The following is a 19,520-nucleotide window of genomic DNA, read 5'->3' as shown; positions in this document are numbered from 1 at the left end:
TTTACTTATTTTTCGACAGATCTCGTCGAATAAGAGATTTAATCATTGTATCGAGGTTTTTCGTTTTTGCATAGTTCATCAGATAGGAAATGTTCAAAAGATCTTCCCGTAGCAGCCTCTCTAGCAGAGACTTCGTGTCAAGAGCGTAGAACGGAAGAGTTCCTCTTTCTTTTTCATGGAGGAGATCAATCACCGCTTCCTCATAAGCACCTCTTCGAGAGTAAAGGGAGGTATATTCCCTGATGAGGATAATCATCGTAAGATGCATCTTCTCTTTGAGCAAAAGAATTTCTTTTGTTGTTGGTGCAATCAATGTTGTTATGCCCAATTGCTCTTCAATAAGTTTACCTATCTTCTTACCAAGACCCTTCTCAACATACAGATGAAATATCTTAAACTTCGGTACCGAAGGGAGATAGACATGGAGAATTGCGATAGCAGTGAAGCAGAAAGGTTGTAATTTCTCAGCCTTCAGCAGATTATCAATGGCCTTTACTTCTTCGGAAAGAATGATCTCTCGTTTCTTCGAGCTTATCTTATAGATTCCTTTTGCTTTTTTAACAACAGAGCCACTCTGTTGTAATCGTCGAAGAAGGTGATATGCTGTACTTTGTTTTACTTTGCACACCTGCATAAGGTTTGAGAGAGTAATTATACCGGTAGGGTATTGCCGCGTCAATCTTTGCAGGATCTCTTGGATGTTCACAATCAAAGAAAATGTAGATATTATTTAAACTTTTCTAGAACTTATTTATTTATTTTTTAATAAAATTGTTATTCTATCTTTTTTTTGAAAAATAATAATAATTTTAGAATTTTTTAATTTAAATTGTATTTTTCTTTACTTTATTCTTCGAGAGAACATTTTTGTAGTTAACGAGTATTTTTTTTCGAAAAATTTATAAACCACCACGTTCTTGGAGATAGAGAGGTGATAGTTATGCCAGAAAAAGTGGCTAAAGTAGGGGTTAAAAGAGAAGAAGGCTATCTTTACTTTGTCGATAAACAAGGTAACGTTGCACGAGCTAAAATGTCCCGTGCAGGGCGAACAAAAAGCAAAGCAAGACAGGAAGTTGTTGCAAAATCTGGAGTCAAGCGAGAAAATGGTTACCTTTATTATGTTGACAAACAAGGTGATGTTGCTCGTGTAAAAATGGCTCGTGGAAGAAAAAGAAAGTAAATTCCTCTTTTTTTTTCTTTTCTCTTTTTCTTATTTAGAATTGGATTCCTGATTGAGATCCGGTTATTACCGTTTTTTATTCACTCTTTCCTAAGAGAAATCCAATGTTTCCCTTGGTGGTATGAATAATTCCTGTTCTCGTGTAACGGTAGGATAGAGAAAGATTGTACTTTTTGCTGTCATCAAGCTGGCAATCAGGTGCTCTTATTTCTTTGCTTCCCGTAGGTGCGATAGACTCACCGATACGTATGGTACAATTTCCTATAAACGCTTCTTCGAGATAAATCGTTTTTGGCATTCTATTTCCCAGGAGGATAGTTACTTCATTTTGTTCTATGGAGTGGTTAAGGCAGTTGAGATCTACTTTTAAGATGCAACTGGTTATTGTTCTTTGGTAGGTTTGTGTTAGCCTTGCTTTCAGTGTACTATAATATTCAATGCTGAGTCCAATAGCAGCGATAAGCAAAATAATGAGTATGATGAGGGAAGTAATCTTTTTTCCGAGAGAAGATTTTTGTGAATTTCCTTTTGCTCTTTGCGTTTCTTCTATTGCTTTACTGATACGTTGTTTTTCTTCGTCATCTACCAGTGCGTCATACATTTCCTCGACATCATGAGAACTGCTTTTTTTGTTACTTCCCATTGCTTCTAGTCTCCCTATTGACAACGGCCTGTAATGACATCAGTGCAACCTCTACCTGTTTGTCTGTTGGTTCTCGTGTGGTGAGGTTTTGGAAGAGTAATCCAGGGAAGAGAATTATTTTAACGCCCACATTTTTCGGGTAACGTCCACCAAGGCGCAAGATCTCATAGGAAACCCCTGCAATAATTGGAAGGAATAAAATCCGTAGGCTAAACAGAAAAAGGTAACGGAGCAGCCATGGCCATGTATTCACTTGAGGAAATCCCCATTTCACTAGAAGGGGAATAAAGGAAAAAATAATAATACCTACGCTAACGACAATGAGAAGAAATGCTGTTCCACAACGAGGATGAATGGTCGAAAATTGCTGTGCATTTTTTACGGTTAACTTTTTCTTTGCCTCAAAACAGTGGACTGCTTTATGTTCTGCTCCATGGTACTGGAAAAGCCGGTGAACATCTTGCATTCTGGCAATAAGGATAACATACACCAAAAGAATGATTACTTTAATGAATCCATCCATAAGGTTGAACAGTACTGGATGCGTTTGTTCACGTAATCCTAAAGCATTCGTTATCACATAGGGCAGGAAGGCAAAAATTAGAATTCCCATAATCAATGAAAAAATAACCATAAATAAGAGCGTAGTATCACTTAACTTTTCCTCTTCTTTTTCAATTGCCTTATTTGCAGAGTAGTTAAGAGCCTTTATTCCAAGAACAATGGTTTCTATCAACGAGATAGTACCTCGAATAAACGGTAAGCCAAAGAACGAGACTTTATTTGTTAGTGAATTGATTTTTTCTGTCTTAAGATGAACCTTTTTGTGTTTAGGATCACGAACAGCAATGACCATATAATGGGCAGATCGCATAAGCACTCCTTCAATAATAGCTTGTCCTCCGATGGTCAAGGGTTGATGACTCTTCATGATTCCTTTATTGCTGTTACAATAGTTACAATAGATATATAATGATATGAAATACACATGATAGTAGGTCTTAATAAACTTTCGCATACCTCTAAATATAAATACATATAAATAGAACTTTATTCCTCCAATTCTGGGAGTAGAACATTCATAATACCATGAAGTCAAACACCAAGCAAGAAAAACGTGAACGCCGTTTGAAAATTATTGTAAGTACGGTCATTGCCTTTCTTATGATTACCAGCGTTATTGGATTTTTATACAGTGGCGGAACTGATGATCGCTATAATTATAATGGTCACCAGTTTAAGAAAAGTGGCTATGGCTGGTCAACGAAAATAGACACGACCTGGGCAAATTTTGCGTACTATCCTCCTGAGTTAGAATCAATAAATGTCAGTGCTCCAGTAGTTCCTAGTCTTAAAGACGCTAAGGTCGTTTACCTGACCTTTGACCCAACATCATCTTTTATCGGAGAAGTTGATCAAGTTCGCTTTGATCTTTCCACCAAGTTTCCTCAATGGTTGGGGATTTTTGTCATTGATGCTACTACGCGAGATGATGATCGCTATACATTACCTATTGTCACCTGTATGAATGCAACCGCAGATGCTCCTGTCCTTTACTTAACAGAGGGAAATGCAACAGCTATTTCCCAGCAAGGCTCTTGTATCTTATTCCAAGCATCAAAAACAAGTGACCTTCTCAAGCTTGAAGAGCGATTGTTGTATGGTCTGCTTGGTATCATGTCTTAAGAGAGATTGATTATCATCAAAATATCATAAAAATACAAACACCAGAGATAGCGTGAAAATCTGAATGAAACTATGAAAGATTCTTTGAAGAAAGCAGCAGCAAACACTGGAGCAACAAAAGAGATGAGTTCTCCAGCTGATGGAAGTGAATTATCTCAAGCTCATGATGAAACAAATGAGCTACTTCATGATTCAGAAAAGAGTATTGACAAAAGCAGCGATAAGAGCAGTAAGTGGCTTGTTATTACCATTGGTCTTATTCTTGGGATTGCTATTATTATTCTGGTGGTAGTCAAACTTTTCTCTTCTCCTGCCTCTCCAGAAAATACGCTTACCTATAATGGAGTCACGTTTACGTCTATAGATAATCTTTGGTTTACTAGTCTTCCCCTTAAAAACTCAACACGTGTTGCTCGGGTTTCTTTCCATTACTCACCTGAGGAGTTAGAGGAGGTTCCTGTTGAGGGTAATCCTAATGCATGGCTGGCAACGGTTTTTACTTATTATAACGGAAGCTCGTACATCACCTTTGATCCCTTGGGGAGTAACCTTGGTCATGTGGCATTGACAAATGGTGAGTTTACGGTCAATATGTTGAAAATATCTGACCTCAAATTATATCCTGCATGTACGCAAGAAGCAAAGGGATGTGAGTCTGTCCCTATCATCACCTGTGAGACTACGGTTGATCCAGTCATTTATGTGAAAGAGCATCCTACACCAAAGGTTCTAATGAATGGCTCTTGCTTGATCATCCAGGGTACGGGTTATGATTTAGTTCGTGCAGCGGATAGATTAATGTATTATTGGATCGGGGTTATGGATTAGACGCGTTTGTCGTAATAAGTTTGTAGTAATAATATAGCAAGCATAACAATGAGCCACTATTATCACCAGCATCAATCTTCTCGGTTGCGATTGGCTCCTATCACGGTAAAGCATGGAGGACAAAACCTCAACCTTAGTACTGCTTCTGGAGTTTTTTCTTATGGAAAACTTGATAAGGGAACAAAGGTCCTCATCACCTATGCCCGTGTTCATGAAAATGATCGTATTTTGGACATGGGTTGTGGTTATGGTGTTATTGGAATTACATTTGCAAAAACCTATCCTCATGCTTCAGTAGTTCTCCTTGATATAAATGAGCGGGCAGTGCAACTTGCGGAGAAAAACATAAAAGCAAATAATGTTACCAATGCCGTTGCTCTGCAAAGTGATCTCTATTCAGGACTTCAAGCTAATACTGATCAAGCAATAAATACTGTCTTTGATACGGTTCTTACCAATCCGCCTCAGTCTGCAGGAAAATCAGTCTGTTTTCAGATTATCGAACAAGCTCCCCGATATTTACGGCTTCATGGATCCTTACAATTAGTAGCACGCCGTCATAAGGGCGGAAACCAACTAGCGGAAAAAATGAAAGCTGTTTTTGGCAACCTTCAGGTTCTTGTAAAAAAGGGTGGATATTGGCTGTATTACGCAGAGAAAACAGAATAGTCAAAAATCATCAACATCGAAACAGATATACCCTCTTTCACGCAATTTATCTTTTTTATCGATATTTTTTGCAATGATTCCAAACATTTTTCTGACATTGTTTTTTGTCGGAAAGTTATCTGACTTTTTTGCCAATCCTTCTAGAATACATATAGCCTCTGACTCACTGAGTTTTTTCCACTTTACCTCTATAAAAATAAGTTCATTTGGCGATTTTCCAACAACATCTATTTCTGTGCCTTTATGCCACCACCTGCCAAATAAAAAGTCATTATATTCTTTCTTCTCTGTAATAAACGCTAGGGCTATATCCTCAAAAATGTCTCCCACATACGAATTCAGATTAGGCAAAATCTTTTCTTTTAACAATAACTCCTGCCTATTCTGTTCTATATAATCCTCATTGGCATGCACAAACCTAAACCAAAATTTGAAGAAGTTGTCTTTTATTTTATATATCCCTTTTCTTGAGGTTTTTTTCTCGGTAATTGGAAGCAGCCTTTCGATAAAGTGAAGGTCTATAAGCACACTGAGATATTTGCCGACTAATCCTCTGTCTAGGGATGTTTCATTTACAATTTCGTTAGAAGTGTTTTTTCCTCTGGAAATTGCTCGGAGTATTGCAAAATAGTTTCTAGGCTCGTTAAGTTCTTCTCGTAACACAAACAGAGCATCATGGTAAAGAAATTTCGTCTTTTGAAGATAATTTTCCAAAAGATTCTGCTCTAAACTCCTGTTGTAGTCAAACTCGAGAAGATATGCTGGAGTACCTCCAACAATTGCATAATACGCTATTTTATTATTCATACTCAATGAGCCCGGTATAAATGCAGTTGCATCCTTAAATTTTAGCGGCTCAATAAGCATTTGTTCTGTTCTTCTACCGTATATCGGGCTTTTGTAGCCAACTACTCGCTCCATCATTGATATAGAGGAGCCGCAAAGTATTATAAAAGCACTCAGCTTTGAGAGCTTGTTGTCCCAGTAATCCTGCAGTATTGATGGTACCGCCTCATTTGCGCTGACAACATACGGAAACTCATCTATAGCAACGGCAAACCTTTTTTCCTTGAGCTTTTGTGAAAGGTACGTAAATAAAGAATCCCAGTTTCTCAAGGGGTTTGTATTCAATGTTTCATCAGAAAAGAAATTACTTATCTCAGCGCTGAATCTTCTCAGGTTCTCAAGCTCAGTCTCCTGTCTGCCAAGAAGGTAAATACCTTTATGCTTTTTTAAGAACTCCTGAATTAATGCCGTTTTGCCAACTCTCCTTCTTCCATACATTACGATGAGCTTTGGAAACTTTTCTGAGTAAAGCCTTTCTAATGCTTTCAATTCATGCTTTCGGTTTTTGAACTGGAAGTTTAATGGTTTCATTTGTTTACTTCTAAGTAAGTTACTTTTAAGTATATAAAATTTTCTATCTTCAAAAAGGTAAACATTGAAGAAGGAAAAGACGATAGTGTTGAGATGTTTTTTTGGAGGTACTCGAGAGCGATAATTTCTCTCAAACTTCTTGTACACCGTTCTTGGTGAGTGCAATTAAGCGGATGCCGACACCAAGCTGTAGGCATGCAGACAGTAAGGCCATGTGTTCTTTTCCGGTTCCAGAAATAAAGTTCAGAGCAATATCACCAAAACTAATTTTTCCACTGAGTTGCTCTTTGAGCGATTGGATAAGATCCGGGAGTTGTTGCTCTTCATCAATGACGATGTAGGTCACGTTCTTACGGCATTTGAAGTTTTCTTGACCAAATGTATTCGTGATAATGAAAATAGTACCCCATTCTTGGTCTTCAATAACCCGAAGGACATGTGCCCATGTTCCTTTTCCTATACCTATGCATGCAACAAGATCAGCCATGATGCAAGAGAATGATATCGGTTATATAAATCTTAGGAACCGTTTTTCGCAAATCTTCCTATCATTTTCGTATTTTCTCCTCTCAAACGACCTCGGTTTGTCACTTTGCTTTTTCGATAGTTTTAAATATAACTTATGTTTAGGGTCCATTTATCCACAATAATCTACGGATTTGTGTACCAGATTTTATCATTAAAAAAATGAAAAAGGGGCGATATTCATGAGGAAGACTATACTTCTTGTAGGGTTACTTATCGTTGCAATGGCATTTCTGTTTTCGGTTCTCAATGTTGGAGCTACTGTTGAAGGTTGTTTTGCGTATACGAACCAGACCGCTTGCGATGGCAATGATTGTGTCTGGACACAAGACCCCTGGGGGAGTTGGTGTGAGCCAAAGGAGTGTTGGTCATTGTGGTCTAATGAAAGCTGCTCAAATTCGAATAATGCCTCTTCTACTGACTATCTAAATATATCATGTATCTGGCGGACCTCTTCTGAAGCTCGTGGATGGTGTAACCAGCTTTCGTGTTGGAGTTTTGAAGGACAAAACGAATCCTTCTGTGAGAATAATACGGCTGGAAAGACCTGTACGTATCAGGAGACCTGTGTTGGTCCTTATGATAGAAATTGTTGGCAAAATGCAAACGAGACTGCGTGTGACGCAACAGTCGGCTGCCGCTGGGGCGGTTGTATGGAAAAAGGGTGTTGGGATTATGAAACACGAGCAACCTGTGTGATTGCAGAAGGCTTAAATGGTAATGCCTGTCAGTGGAATAGTGAATGGAGTTACTGTTATGAAGCTGGCTGTTGGGATTATACCAATAAAACCGGCTGTGAAGGTGCTGGGTGTGCGTGGAATTATGGATACTGTAGCCAGCGTTATTGTAGTGACTTTAGCTATACCAATGAGAGCTATTGTGAAACTAATCCCTCTAATTTAAGTTGTGATTGGGATGTAAACTCTAATTTCTGTAATGAAAAAGGATGTTGGAATTATAATAATCAAAACACTTGTAATGCTGCCCAGGATTGTAGCTGGCAGCTTGATCAAAACACGGGCTGGTGTGAACGGGTTGAATGTTGGTCATATGCAGCTGAAGGTGCTTGTGTGAACAATACTGCTGGTTTGAATTGTGCATGGGATTCAAACTGGAATTCCTGTTACAAGAATATAACTGCAACGAGTTGTAGTAGCCTTACTGGAGAGCGTGACTGTTTCGATACGTTCTACTGTAACTGGAACTTTACCTCTTCAGCATGTCAGGATCCTTCACAGGACTTTGAGGTTATTTATGATGCTTGGAACCCTGGGTGTTATATCTTTGATAGTAACCAAAGCTCATGTAACCAAACCTTGGGCTGTTCATGGAGCAGTAATGCGTGTGTGAGTAATGCAACCATTGAGGAAAATGGATTAACCTGTGCTAATCTCAACAGCAGCACGCTTTGTAGTTCTCTCCCTGCCTTAAGTACTTGTTGTGTCTGGCAAGGAAATTCTTGTGTTGCTGATCGCTTTAGTAAGTCGTGTTGGGATGAAATGGATGAGCCTCCCGAGGGAGCTGCATTCTGTGAGGATTACACTGCATACACTGACCAAAACGTATGTGAGCAGATTGCTGGTAGCCCCTGGTTTATGCCCTGTACCTGGAACAACAACAGCGATCGCTGTGAGCCAAAGCTCGACAAGATTTTTGAAACAGGAAAAGAAAATTTTCTGTTGTTAGATAACAAGCAGAACTGTGAATATGCTGGTGGTGTTTGGATAACGGATACGTATTGTGAGGGAAGCATTGCCGTTTCTTCAGGAAGATGTGAAAAGAAGTTCGGTATTGACGAGACAAACTGTGATAAGACCTGTTATGCCTGTAATTATAAAACAGATAACACGAATTGGAGTACTGCAGAGGCTGCAAAAAATGCCTGTCGAGGGTCTGCCTTAGGAATCTGTGGTTGGAATGAAAATGCCAATGCAGCTAATGGCTTTGGCGAATGTGCTATGAAAGAAAATGCCAAAAAAATGCTTGGTAATAAGGACTGTAATTCAGATTGTGCTGCCTGTGCCCATTATGGAGATGCTTTTGCCAGCAATGCCAATGAAAAGCCTTCGTACTTCTGTAAGACCAGTAAAGCAGGATGTAAATGGATTCCTGATTTAAGCAGTCCAACTGACGAATCAAAAGGAAGGTGTGCTGCAGAAGCAGAGCGTACCTGTGAGGATTTCTGTGTCCAATGTTATGATTCAACAAACTGTAGGACCTATGGTGGGAAGAAAGGAAACGAAAGCTTATCAGCACAATGTACCTGGAATGAGGCAACCTTTATCTGCCAGCCTGCTAACGGTGCGAGTCAGATGGAGTTATGTTGGGATGGTACTGATAATAATAATGATGGAACTATTGATTGTGCAGATTCCCAGTGTTATTCTGACCCGTTTTGTGGTGCAGGTTCTTTTGGGACAGGTGCTAATTGCTTTGGATATACTGATAATGCAACCTGTAGTGCTAATAACTGTACCTGGATGAGTGAACAGTGGGGCAGCTGGTGTGATATGCAGGGTGCGAACTGCTGGAAGCTTGATGGGACCAGTCAAAGTACCTGTCAAGCCAGTGGCTGTGAATGGAATACTAATGGAAATGGCTTTTGTGAAGAGGACTGGTCAGCGAAGGAAGGATGCTTTATTGCCATGAATCAAACTGCATGCCAAGTCATTAATGGATGCAGCTGGCAACAGGATAGTTGGTGTACTGATGTTGGTGGGAACTGTATGAACAACTTCAGTTATCAAGGTGCGTGGGTTGATTGTTGGTCTCTGTACAGCCAGTTTGGCAGAGAAGATCCAGCAGCCTGTCAGGCTAATCCTGCTTGTACCTGGATGGAAGACCCGTGGTGTCAACAACAAGGTCAAAGCGCAGGATTCTGTGAGGCTGACGGTCAGGACTGTTTTAATTTCTTTAATCAGGCAAGTTGTATCAACCAAAGTAATGGAAACAATGATACTTGTCAATGGATGACTGACGAATTCGGAGGCTTCTGTGGTATGAGAAACAGTGGTGGAGGAACCTGTTGGGATCAGAGCAGCAATGCAACATGTACGGCTGCAGGCTGCAACTGGGTTACTGGTATCTGTGATCCTCCAGGATTCAGCAGTGGTTTTATGGGTGAAGAAGGTAAAGGTGGCAAGGGCTCTGAATGTTTCATCTATGATGGAAACCAGACGGGTTGTCAAAATCAAAATGGCTGTGGCTGGATTGAAGAACAAGGTGGTGGATTCTGTCAGGTTGACTTCCAGTCACAATGTCCTCAATATAGCTTTGATCAGACAACCTGTAATGCACAACCACGATGCCAGTGGAATGCCGTAATGGGTTTTTGTGACGAAATTGCCTTAAACTGTTTCCAACAGCAAGATAATGTAAGTTGTAGTGCCTTGGAACATTGTACCTGGGCACCTGACTGGCAGCGCTGTGAATCTAACTGTTTTAGTGGCGATATCTCTGGATCACAAACCAATGCATCGACCTGTGCTTCCTATAAGCTTAACGGAACAAACATCAGCGCCTGTCGTTTTGTGAGCGGTATCTGTGAGGATGCAGCGTCGGCAAGCCAATTTAGGAATATGGAAGGAGGAGAACCCATGATGCTTGGAACAGATGCTGCGGGAGATGTGAATGTGAGTGAAGTAGATCTTCTTGGCTATGGCATGAAAAATATGGGGTCTTCCTTTGGGTTTGGCATGAGTGTCAGCAGTTTAAGTAATGCTGCGCTCTGTAATGGTGAAAATCTTATCACTGGAGGAATGGGCAGCGGAAAAAACACGACTATCTTCTACTGGTACCTGGACACTGATGGCAACCGAACGAACCATTGTGCCTTGAAGCATAATAGCTCTGCGACAGGATTTGAGTTTTATTTCAAGTATAATGTAAGCTATTCTTCAGGCAGCGTTAATGAGAAGTGGACAGCCTTCCGTTGTAACAGTGGTAACTTTACTGTTGCCGAAATCAAGCTTAGTGGTTCACGAAGTATGATGTGCCAGGATTTAGGCGGTCCTATGATTGGTGTAGAGGAGGCGGATCTCTTGAAATATCCCGACCTCTATACTGCCGGAGAGAGTATGAGAGTGACCATTGTTTCTGCAACTGGAGCAGGAGATGCGAGTAATCCTACTGATACGGTTTCTGGTGCAGGATATGTGAGTGCTGACAGTGTTGACTTTGACTTAGGACTTTATGATGTCTACAAGGTCGAAGGAAATGGCACGAATAACTATGGACAGAATAATGCACAGGAAGGGTATGTGCAGTTTGATGTTGATTGCTTTACCGCAGAAGGATGTGCAAACTATGCCTGTATGAACCAAACGTACTGTATGGAGAATTCCCTGGGAGTTCATGCTGCAAGCTTTGTCGATACTACAACACCTCGTATTGAGGCAGTAGTTACTGAGAGCTATCCAAACAGTGTTTTGATTAAATACTGGACACAAAAGCCCTCAAATGGAACCCTGCTCTGGTACGGTACTGACAGCACATGTACGCTGAATGTAACAAGTATCTATGATTATGCCATCCTCAGCAACTTCACTGAAAATTACCGCTTATCGCACGCAGCAGAAGCTTACAATGATGGTGGTGCAGCATCACTTTCGTCTGAATTAGCGCAGAATACCACCTATTATTATAAGCTCAAGATCTGTGATGATGATGCCAGGTGTGGGATTAGTAAGTGTTCCTCACTCAAGACTGAACTGAACACGTCCTGTAGAATCTGTGATTTCGTTACCAAGATTCAGGCTCCGACGGGCTATAATGTCAGCTATGACCTTAACCAGGATGGAACGTATGAACATGACCAAGGCCAGGAATGTGGAACCAATGCTGGAATGAAGACGAACTACAGTTCTGGAAGACGGGCTGACATTCGCATTGTGTCAACCGACAACAGCACCTGGTTTGAGTTTAAGGATGTTCGTTTAACCAAGACCGGGTTAGGATCAAAGACAAGAGACATTGATGACAATGGTTCCTTGGCAACAGGTACGACAACAGATACGAGCGGAGACACCATTGGGTATGCAGGAATGGTTACAGAAACCAGAGACAAGATCGTTAATAACCTTGATCCGCAGGAATGTTTCCTTAAAGTACCCGGAGATGGAACCTGTAGTGAGCTCTGGCATTGTAATGATAACCGGACACGATGTCTGAACAGAACTTCAGAGGCAGTTCTCAACACGACTGGAGCTGATTACTGTATCTGGCAAATCCCTTGTGAGTTCTCAACCTGGGCAGGTGGCCAGCCAGGGACGTCCTCAACCGATAGCGATGGTAGTACTCCTTCCGGTGGTGGTGGTGGTGGAAGTAGTAGTGGAGGAGGTGGTGGAGGTATTGCCAAATGTGCAGAGAATTGGTCCTGTAGCTCATGGTCAGCCTGTGCTGGTGGACAGCAGATACGATCATGTACTGATGCGAATAAGTGTAATACCACGAAGAGTAAGCCGGTGGTAAGCCAGAGTTGTGTAGTAGCTCCTGCTCCTGTTGAGCCTGTACAGGAATCACCACAAGAAATAATAACACCACAGGAACAGCCACAAGTTACGCAGGAGGTAAAACGACCAGCTCAAAAACGAGCAGTGAAAGAGAAACCAGATCTCTTACTCCTCTACCCTGATCTTGCAGTGGGTGTAGCCCTTGTTGGGATGTTAGTGTTGTCAATCTTTGGCATCCGCCATAACTTGCGAAAGGCCAAAGAAAAAATCATGGCAACACGGCAGAAGCAACAGACAACTGCTGAAACACTCAAGAAAAAGTAAGCTTACGAAGCATTTTTTTATTTCTTTTTCTCTCTTTATCTTCTCTTGCTTTTTTATATCTTTTCGTTATTGAGCCAATTCTTTACCGAGCTTTGTCGATGAGTTTGAACACTTTTTCTTTTGCAGTTTTTCCTGAGACCAGTATAACATTCCTTTTCGTGAGCTTGCCCAAGAATTTGATGAGCTCATGGTTTGCCTTGCCCTTTTCCGGTGGTGCGTGAACTGCAATCCGATAAGCATTTCTTTCAGCATCATAACTCAGAAGCTCGGTTTTTGGAGCATTTGGTTTGGCAATGACGGTTATTCGTTCCATACGCGAGTCTATACAGAGGTTCATGAGGTTAAGAAAACCTTAGCCCATAAAAATGTATTTTTGTCACCATGCAGATACAATTATAGAAACGTTTAAATACGGCAGGCGCATTCACGTTCCTATGGTAGATCTGGGGGATGAGCTTACTCAACAGTTTGGTAGAATCAATAGTAGTGTTTCAGGACTTGGAAGTCATATTGCTCAACAGGGTCAGAGCACAAATAATGTTCAGTCTCCTTCTCAGTCTGATGCTCCATCCCGTATTCTTGTTGTTGGTTCTCATCCCAAATGGTCAGTTGAGAATCTGAGACAAGCATTAGATGACCCTGCATTTTCTCTTGAATACGTTGTTGACCATCAGGATGGGGAGAGTTTAGGAGATCAAGTTGCTTTGCTGTTTGATCAGGCGTACCATGGCAAAACAACGTATCATGCAGTTCTGATTGTAGATCCAACGATTACGGCGAATGTATGGGCAAGGATTGCTCGGTTTCCCGATAGCTACGGTAACAAAGATGGCTCGATCCCTCTCAGCCGTTACATACATCTCTTGTATCCTGCAACACAGGTAGTAACGGTAAGTGATGGTACATTTGCGAGTGCACGAACTGCACTGTCTCATGGAGATTATGCCCATCTTTCTCCACAGATTGAGCCAGGAGATCTTGCCTTAGTTGTGCGATCTGCTGCACATGACGGTGCAGAGAGACAAAAAACTCAGAGAAAAGTGATGCGTGATTTTAGAGAATTGTTTTCTCCTTCGATCGCAGAAGTAACCAATGCAGCCAAGAGAACGTGCACTATGCTTCGTGGTTATCACCATGGAGTCTTAACAGACGAGATTGTTGGTCATCTTTCACTTCACCTTCAGACATTATCTGAGTTTACCGCATTACTGTATGGGGTTGTTAATAGGTCAATCCAGATGTATAGATCTGGTCAGACTGTTGCTGGAAAACCAAAAGTACTGGTTGTTGGGTATGATACTGTTGAACACAACGCTTTTAGCTCACGACTGCCTCAGTATGACGTAACCTTTGCTCCTCATCTTCGTTCTCATACAGCACAAGACCTAAATCCCAATGCAGTGGTTGTTGTGAAAGATGCCGGTAGCTATCATAGCCATAATGGAGCATCGTCGCTTCTTGATGAGGTTGTTTCCCTTGCGCAGACTGGATATCGTGGGCGGGTTATCATTCTTGGAGAACTTACTGAAAAGAGCATGGATAAACTCCAGAAAGCTTGGCCAGTGCTCTATGACATATTTCCTTGCTCTACCGGCGGAGAAACGCTTTACCAACGGGTAAGAGAAGGCGTTGCAACAGCAGATTTTGAGCATTGGGTAAGAGAAAAACTATTGGGATCACTCAATCACCATGTGAATAATGTAACTACGTCTATAAGCGGATATGCTCAACTGATACAAGGAGTACTAACGAGCGAAGGTTACCTTTCCGATCGGAGTTTGGGGAAACTCAGTGTGATAGAGTCAAGCATTTCTACATTAGAGCTTTCTCGTGGCACCTTTGACCTGCCTGTTCATCGCATGGAGATCAATCCTTATAATGGGGATGTCTATGATCTTCGCCAGCAAGCACCCGTGCTTCCTCAGGGTTAGGAGTTTCCTCGTTCTTGGAGGCATAGACTGAATAAGCCGGAAAGCATTCTTGGTATTAACACAGTCAGCATATCTTAATCTCTTTGATTAACTTTTTGCATTTGTTTATCGCCTGCATTGCTGTCTTAAAATCCATTCTGTTGCCATAATAAGTTAATGAATTTCTTTTATATCTTACATCATCAAAGAGAATGTATAAGTCATCCCTTTTGAGGACATCACTGATGAAATATCCCAAACAGAGGTGGTTCAATACATTATATCCGTTCTTGATTACTAGAGCCTGTAATAATTCCAACAAGGAAGTGTAATAATCTTCAAATACAAAATTGCAGTTTTTCTCGTCTATTTCCCCTATTATCTTTATTCTTTCTTCTGCTGTTTCAATTAAAGATTTTCCCCTTTCCAAGTCTGGAGACACTTTTTTTGCAGAGTAATTCTCAATGCAATCATCCCACGATGCTTCTTTCATTTGAACACCTCTATATGATTATTTATGATTATGCCATTTATGATGTTATTGGCAAGGTGTTTATTTGGGATTTTTTTTATATCGTTATAAGTGAATATTTGAATTTTCCTTTGAAGAAAATTTTCAAATTTTTCGAGACCCATATTTTTTTTAGTTGGGGTTTCTATATAGAGGTCTATATCGCTTGTTTCTGTATCTTCTCCCTTAGCATACGAGCCAAATATAACGATAACTGGATTACTTAAGGATTCTTTGAGGTAATCCAGAATACCGGAGACATGAATTTGTTTTAGGTTGTAAAGCCTTTTTTCCAATGAGTATCTAGTGTTTGTCCTGTCAGCAGTATAAAAAATAACATTTCCTGTTCGTATTGTTTTCAGAATTCCTTCGTTTTCTAATTCCTTGCAGTATCTAATTACGGAGGGTAGAGGAAGCTTTAGGATTCTTTCTATCTCTCTTACCCTCAGTTTGGCAGTAGGGTTAAGGAAAAAATACTCTTGAAGGATCACCTTGATGTTTTTTCGTTTCATTTGATACTATACAATATCAGTTGATATTTAAAGTTATCGGTTTCTGGTTGCTCAAGTTAGCAGCTTCAAAGTCCTCTCTGTTGTGTATGATCGCCGACATTCCCCGTAAGGGACATCCCCCTTGTCGGTTGGATTCAATAATGTGATGGGACTTTGACTTGAGCTGCTAACCCTTTTTTTGGATGAAGCCAACAATTTCAAAACATTTTTAAATAACACCATATTTCCTTCGTGAATCTCGACGATATAGCCCGAGTTCACCTGGTGAGCGTTTTCAGGGCTTCAGTGTGGTTGTCATTGGCTATTTCTCGAGGAATATAGGGATTATACATAATTATACATAAGAACGATACCTTGGAACTATACCCTTAATCAAAATCAAAATCTAACCAAAACTCATCAAAACCATGGAAGAAGAAAAAGGATTCAAGTACATTGTCCGTATCGCTAATGTTGATTTGGACGGAAAAAAGCCTATTGGCCATGCCATGAGAAAGATTAAGGGAGTTGGCTTTATGTTTTCTCATATGGTTTGTTATCTTGCAGGTGTTGATCGTACCAAAAGAACAGGGATGCTTATGGACGCTGAGATAAAAAAATTGAGCGAAGTCGCTCTTCATCCTGAGCAGTTTCATGCCCCTTTTTGGATGTTCAATCGTCGTAAAGATTCTATAACTGGAGAAGATCATCATTTGATTACTGACCAACTCCATTTTGTCCAGGATAATGATGTTAAAATGCTTAAGAAAATGAGATCGTACCGAGGATTGCGCCATGCCTGGGGCTTACCGGTACGAGGGCAACGTACACGATCTAACTTTAGAAGGAATAAAGGAAAGGCATCTTTAGGTGTCCATCGCAGCAAAGTTGCGAAAGCTGCTGCCGCTCCTGAAAAAGATGCAAAAAAAGGAAAGTAAAGAAAGAAAACTATAATACTAGAGAATACTAGAGATTAGCAACCATGGGAGACCCAAAAAAATCAAAGAAAAAATATGCAACTCCCCATCATCCGTGGGAACGGGACAGGATGGAAGTAGAACGAGTCCTTCGAAGAGATTATGGGGTCAAGAATAAAAAGGAAATCTGGAAGATGAATGCAGTACTATCTACCTTTAAAGATCGGACAAAAAAAGCAGCAGCATTAACCGGACAGAAAGCAGATAGAGAAAAAAAACAGATCTTAGAAAAGTTACAGGCATTAAGTCTTATACGTCCAGGCCAAGAACTAGATGCTGTCCTTAGTCTTACGCTTCGAGATATCTTCGAGAGAAGGTTACAAACCCTTGTTTACCGGAAAGGATTAGCACGGTCAGTTAAACAGGCACGTCAATTTATCGTTCACGGTCACATTAAAATTGCTGATCATAAAATGACTGTTCCGTCGTACTTAGTGAAGGCACAAGAAGAGGGTGCTATTAACTTTGTGGCAGTTTCATCGTTGTCTGATGCAGGTCATCCAGAACGAGTGCCTATTGTTCGTAAAGAACGACCTACAAGAAAAGTAAAGCGAGTACGGCAAGTAAGGCAAAGAAGACATGGATAAATGCAGGATTCTCAATATTTCGCGTTCGTGAAGTCAAGGAATCAATGAATCGAGGCAATAGTTATGGAAGAAAATCAGGAAACGCAGGATCAAGGAAATCAAGTTCAAGAATCAGATGAACGGACCAGAAGAAGAGGTCCACCGCGTTCAGGACCTGAAGCTCGTTGGGGTGTAGCTCATATCTATACTTCCTATAATAATACTATGATTCATATAACTGATATTACCGGTACCGAAACATTGGCAAGAACTTCGGGTGGCCAAGTCGTTAAGGCTGATCGTATGGAAAGTAGCCCTACTGCAGCTATGATTGCAGCAAAGAAAGCTGCCGAGCTTGCCCGAGATAAAGGTATCAATGCCATTCATGTGAAAATTAAAGCACCAGGAGGCCACAATGGCCCCCATAATCCAGGTCCAGGTGCACAAGCAGCCGTACGAGCCTTATCACGAATGGGATTACGTATTGGTATTATCGAAGATGTTACTCCTCTACCGCATGATGGGTGTAGGAAAAAAGGAGGAAAAAGGGGAAGGCGGGTCTAACCATGGAACTTACCTTATTGGATCAGGACAAGCAGGGAAACAAGATCTCTTTTGTTGTCAAGGGCGTTAGCCAGACCTATGTTAATACCTTACGACGATTTATCCTTGAAAGGACGCCGACGATGGCTATTGAGACAGTTGAATTTCGCAAAAATAGCTCTATCCTTTATGATGAGATCATTGCCCATCGTTTAGGATTATTACCTTTAACAACGGATTTGAAGGCATATAATCTTCCTGCGCAATGTACCTGTCATGGGGAAGGATGTGCAAAGTGTCAAACTACCTTTACGCTGAGTGCAAAAGGTCCGTGCACGGTCTATGCATCTGAGATGAAAGCAAAAGATAAAGACATCAGGCCCGTGTATCCTAAAACTCCGCTGGTGAAGCTCTTAAAAGGTCAAGAGCTTGAATTTATTGCAACTGCGGTGTTAGGAGAAGGCAAAGGTCATATGAAATGGGCTCCTGCTCATGTTCATTTTACCTACAAACCAATAATTACCGTTAATAACGCCAGTCCGAAATTATCCGAATACAAGGAAAAGTATCCCTCACGAATATTTGATGAAAAAGGCAAAATCGATAAGAATCGTTTGCAAGATCCTTCAGTCATTGATGCCTGTGAAGGTATTTGTGACGATGTCCTCAAGGTTGAGTATGACCCTACTTCCTTTGTTTTTTACATGGAATCCTGGGGCCAGCTTACCCCTCGAGAGATCTTAACAAGTGCTGTTGAGATCTGGAACAAAGACCTTGACCAGTTCATGGAGCTGGTGAAAAAGAGCACAAAGAGTGCATAAACCCCTTATCTGACTATCCCTCTATGCGGGGATGTCGGAGTCTGGTCAATCGACTACGGTTGAGGGCCGTAGGCCTTAGTGGCTACGCGGGTTCGAATCCCGTTCCCCGCATGTTTACCTTACCATCAAGAAAAGTAGTGCAAAAAGAGTGCAGAAAAATAAAAAATCAGCGAACATATCATCAACAACCATGAGACGCACTGGACCGACAAATATTCAATTACAGAAGCTTATTGAAGCATTAAAGAAGAAGGCTATCGTAGAGAACGTGCCATTGTGGCGTAGAGTAGCCTATGAGCTTGAACGGCCTACGAGACAGCGGAGAATTGTGAATCTAGCACGTATCAATCGTTATACCAAAGAGAATGAAATCATCCTCGTTCCAGGAAAAGTGTTGGCTCAAGGAGCGCTGGATCATAGCGTTACCGTAGCTGCCTATAATTTTTCAGGGAATGCAAAAGAAAAGATCACTCAATCAAAAGGAAAAGCAGTAGCGCTTTGGGATTTTGTCCAAAGTAATCCTCAACCAAAAGATATCAAAATTATTGGGTAGAAAGGGTAGAAAGCATGACAGAACGCGTCATTGATGCAAAAGATCTCATTTTAGGAAGAATGGCAACACATGTTGCTAAGGTAGCTCTTTTAGGTGATACGGTAGCTGTTGTTAATGCAGAGAAGGCAGTTGTTACCGGTAGTAAAGATATCATCATGAAGCGATATACCCAGCGAAGAGCACGGGGAGATCCTTTTAGTGGTCCGTTTTACCCCCGTATGCCTGATCGTCTTGTAAGACGAGTTATTCGTGGGATGTTGCCTTATAAAAAAGGCCGTGGACTTGAGGCTTATAAAAAAGTGAAGTGTTACGTTGGCGTTCCTGAGCAATTTGCACAGGTTGAGAAGGAAACAGTAACCAGAGCTCATGTCTCAAAGCTTTCCAATATCCATTATCTCTCGATTGAGCGAATTTGCCAATTACTTGGTGCCAAGACACCGCAGCAGAAGAATGTATAAAACACGAT

The 19,520-nt window shown here is 41.0% G+C and carries 20 protein-coding genes and 1 tRNA gene; 13 read left to right on the top strand and 8 right to left on the bottom strand.

Annotation, left to right across the window (positions count from 1 at the left end):
- Position 1 precedes the first annotated feature (1 nt).
- Entirely contained in the window at positions 2–706 is a 705-nt protein-coding gene (locus HYW21_04275) for a hypothetical protein (GenBank protein ID MBI2548540.1), read from the bottom strand.
- 234 nt (positions 707–940) lie between these two features.
- Between HYW21_04275 and HYW21_04270 the strand changes: the two genes are divergently transcribed.
- Positions 941–1,180, top strand: coding sequence for a hypothetical protein (locus HYW21_04270; GenBank protein ID MBI2548539.1), 240 nt, complete (start codon positions 941–943; stop codon positions 1,178–1,180).
- A gap of 76 nt (positions 1,181–1,256) precedes the next feature.
- On the opposite strand, the gene HYW21_04265 is transcribed toward HYW21_04270, so the two are convergent.
- Positions 1,257–1,823, bottom strand: coding sequence for a hypothetical protein (locus tag HYW21_04265; GenBank protein MBI2548538.1), 567 nt, complete (start codon positions 1,821–1,823; stop codon positions 1,257–1,259).
- Positions 1,813–2,841, bottom strand: a complete 1,029-nt coding sequence (locus HYW21_04260; GenBank protein ID MBI2548537.1) for a DUF1385 domain-containing protein — start codon at positions 2,839–2,841, stop codon at positions 1,813–1,815. Before HYW21_04260 ends, HYW21_04265 begins: the two co-directional genes overlap by 11 nt.
- Before the next feature lie 71 nt (positions 2,842–2,912).
- Here HYW21_04260 and HYW21_04255 point away from each other — a divergent pair, with 71 nt between their 5' ends.
- The 3 genes from HYW21_04255 (at position 2,913) to HYW21_04245 (ending at position 5,006) form a co-directional block, all read left to right on the top strand.
- A complete protein-coding gene (locus HYW21_04255) occupies positions 2,913–3,509 on the top strand; it encodes a hypothetical protein (protein ID MBI2548536.1) in 597 nt (198 codons plus the stop codon).
- A 72-nt stretch (positions 3,510–3,581) separates the two neighbouring features.
- Entirely contained in the window at positions 3,582–4,337 is a 756-nt protein-coding gene (locus tag HYW21_04250) for a hypothetical protein (GenBank protein MBI2548535.1), read from the top strand.
- A 48-nt stretch (positions 4,338–4,385) separates the two neighbouring features.
- The gene (locus tag HYW21_04245) at positions 4,386–5,006 is read left to right on the top strand and encodes a class I SAM-dependent methyltransferase (protein MBI2548534.1); all 621 of its coding nucleotides are present in this window, start codon (positions 4,386–4,388) and stop codon (positions 5,004–5,006) included.
- On the opposite strand, the gene HYW21_04240 is transcribed toward HYW21_04245, so the two are convergent.
- Both HYW21_04240 and HYW21_04235 read right to left on the bottom strand, forming a co-directional pair.
- The gene (locus tag HYW21_04240; protein ID MBI2548533.1) at positions 5,007–6,383 is read right to left on the bottom strand and encodes an ATP-binding protein; all 1,377 of its coding nucleotides are present in this window, start codon (positions 6,381–6,383) and stop codon (positions 5,007–5,009) included.
- 130 nt (positions 6,384–6,513) lie between these two features.
- Positions 6,514–6,870 (bottom strand): hypothetical protein, encoded by a 357-nt coding sequence (locus HYW21_04235; protein ID MBI2548532.1) that lies wholly within the window; start codon positions 6,868–6,870, stop codon positions 6,514–6,516.
- A 220-nt stretch (positions 6,871–7,090) separates the two neighbouring features.
- Between HYW21_04235 and HYW21_04230 the strand changes: the two genes are divergently transcribed.
- Positions 7,091–12,682 carry a hypothetical protein gene (locus tag HYW21_04230; GenBank protein ID MBI2548531.1) on the top strand — a complete coding sequence of 1,864 codons (5,592 nt, stop codon included), beginning with the start codon at positions 7,091–7,093 and terminating at the stop codon, positions 12,680–12,682.
- 82 nt (positions 12,683–12,764) lie between these two features.
- Here the strand turns inward: HYW21_04230 and HYW21_04225 are convergent, their stop codons facing one another.
- A complete protein-coding gene (locus HYW21_04225; GenBank protein ID MBI2548530.1) occupies positions 12,765–12,995 on the bottom strand; it encodes a YggU family protein in 231 nt (76 codons plus the stop codon).
- A gap of 121 nt (positions 12,996–13,116) precedes the next feature.
- Here HYW21_04225 and HYW21_04220 point away from each other — a divergent pair, with 121 nt between their 5' ends.
- Positions 13,117–14,613, top strand: coding sequence for a hypothetical protein (locus HYW21_04220; protein ID MBI2548529.1), 1,497 nt, complete (start codon positions 13,117–13,119; stop codon positions 14,611–14,613).
- A gap of 64 nt (positions 14,614–14,677) precedes the next feature.
- Here HYW21_04220 and HYW21_04215 read toward each other — a convergent pair whose 3' ends face one another.
- Together HYW21_04215 and HYW21_04210 are read right to left on the bottom strand one after the other, a co-directional pair.
- Positions 14,678–15,085, bottom strand: coding sequence for a hypothetical protein (locus HYW21_04215; GenBank protein ID MBI2548528.1), 408 nt, complete (start codon positions 15,083–15,085; stop codon positions 14,678–14,680).
- Entirely contained in the window at positions 15,082–15,615 is a 534-nt protein-coding gene (locus HYW21_04210; protein ID MBI2548527.1) for a nucleotidyltransferase domain-containing protein, read from the bottom strand. The genes HYW21_04215 and HYW21_04210 overlap by 4 nt, the downstream gene beginning before the upstream one ends.
- Before the next feature lie 407 nt (positions 15,616–16,022).
- On the opposite strand from HYW21_04210, the gene HYW21_04205 reads away from it, so the two are divergent.
- From HYW21_04205 to HYW21_04175, 7 genes are all read left to right on the top strand, one after another.
- Positions 16,023–16,532 (top strand): 30S ribosomal protein S13, encoded by a 510-nt coding sequence (locus HYW21_04205; GenBank protein ID MBI2548526.1) that lies wholly within the window; start codon positions 16,023–16,025, stop codon positions 16,530–16,532.
- Between the two features lie 44 nt (positions 16,533–16,576).
- Positions 16,577–17,158 carry a 30S ribosomal protein S4 gene (locus HYW21_04200; protein MBI2548525.1) on the top strand — a complete coding sequence of 194 codons (582 nt, stop codon included), beginning with the start codon at positions 16,577–16,579 and terminating at the stop codon, positions 17,156–17,158.
- Between the two features lie 63 nt (positions 17,159–17,221).
- Positions 17,222–17,701 (top strand): 30S ribosomal protein S11, encoded by a 480-nt coding sequence (locus tag HYW21_04195; protein MBI2548524.1) that lies wholly within the window; start codon positions 17,222–17,224, stop codon positions 17,699–17,701.
- A gap of 2 nt (positions 17,702–17,703) precedes the next feature.
- Positions 17,704–18,501: a DNA-directed RNA polymerase subunit D gene (locus tag HYW21_04190; GenBank protein ID MBI2548523.1), complete on the top strand. Its 798-nt coding sequence runs from the start codon at positions 17,704–17,706 to the stop codon at positions 18,499–18,501.
- A 25-nt stretch (positions 18,502–18,526) separates the two neighbouring features.
- Positions 18,527–18,612: transfer RNA gene (locus HYW21_04185), tRNA-Leu, on the top strand.
- 79 nt (positions 18,613–18,691) lie between these two features.
- Positions 18,692–19,054, top strand: a complete 363-nt coding sequence (locus HYW21_04180; GenBank protein ID MBI2548522.1) for a 50S ribosomal protein L18e — start codon at positions 18,692–18,694, stop codon at positions 19,052–19,054.
- 14 nt (positions 19,055–19,068) lie between these two features.
- Entirely contained in the window at positions 19,069–19,512 is a 444-nt protein-coding gene (locus HYW21_04175; GenBank protein ID MBI2548521.1) for a 50S ribosomal protein L13, read from the top strand.
- Positions 19,513–19,520 lie beyond the last annotated feature (8 nt).

This window comes from Candidatus Woesearchaeota archaeon (assembly GCA_016187565.1).
Taxonomy (GTDB): Archaea; Nanobdellota; Nanobdellia; order Woesearchaeales; family JACPJR01; genus JACPJR01.
The sequence above is the reverse complement of the archived record's forward strand: the minus strand, read 5'-3'. Positions and strand labels throughout refer to the sequence as shown.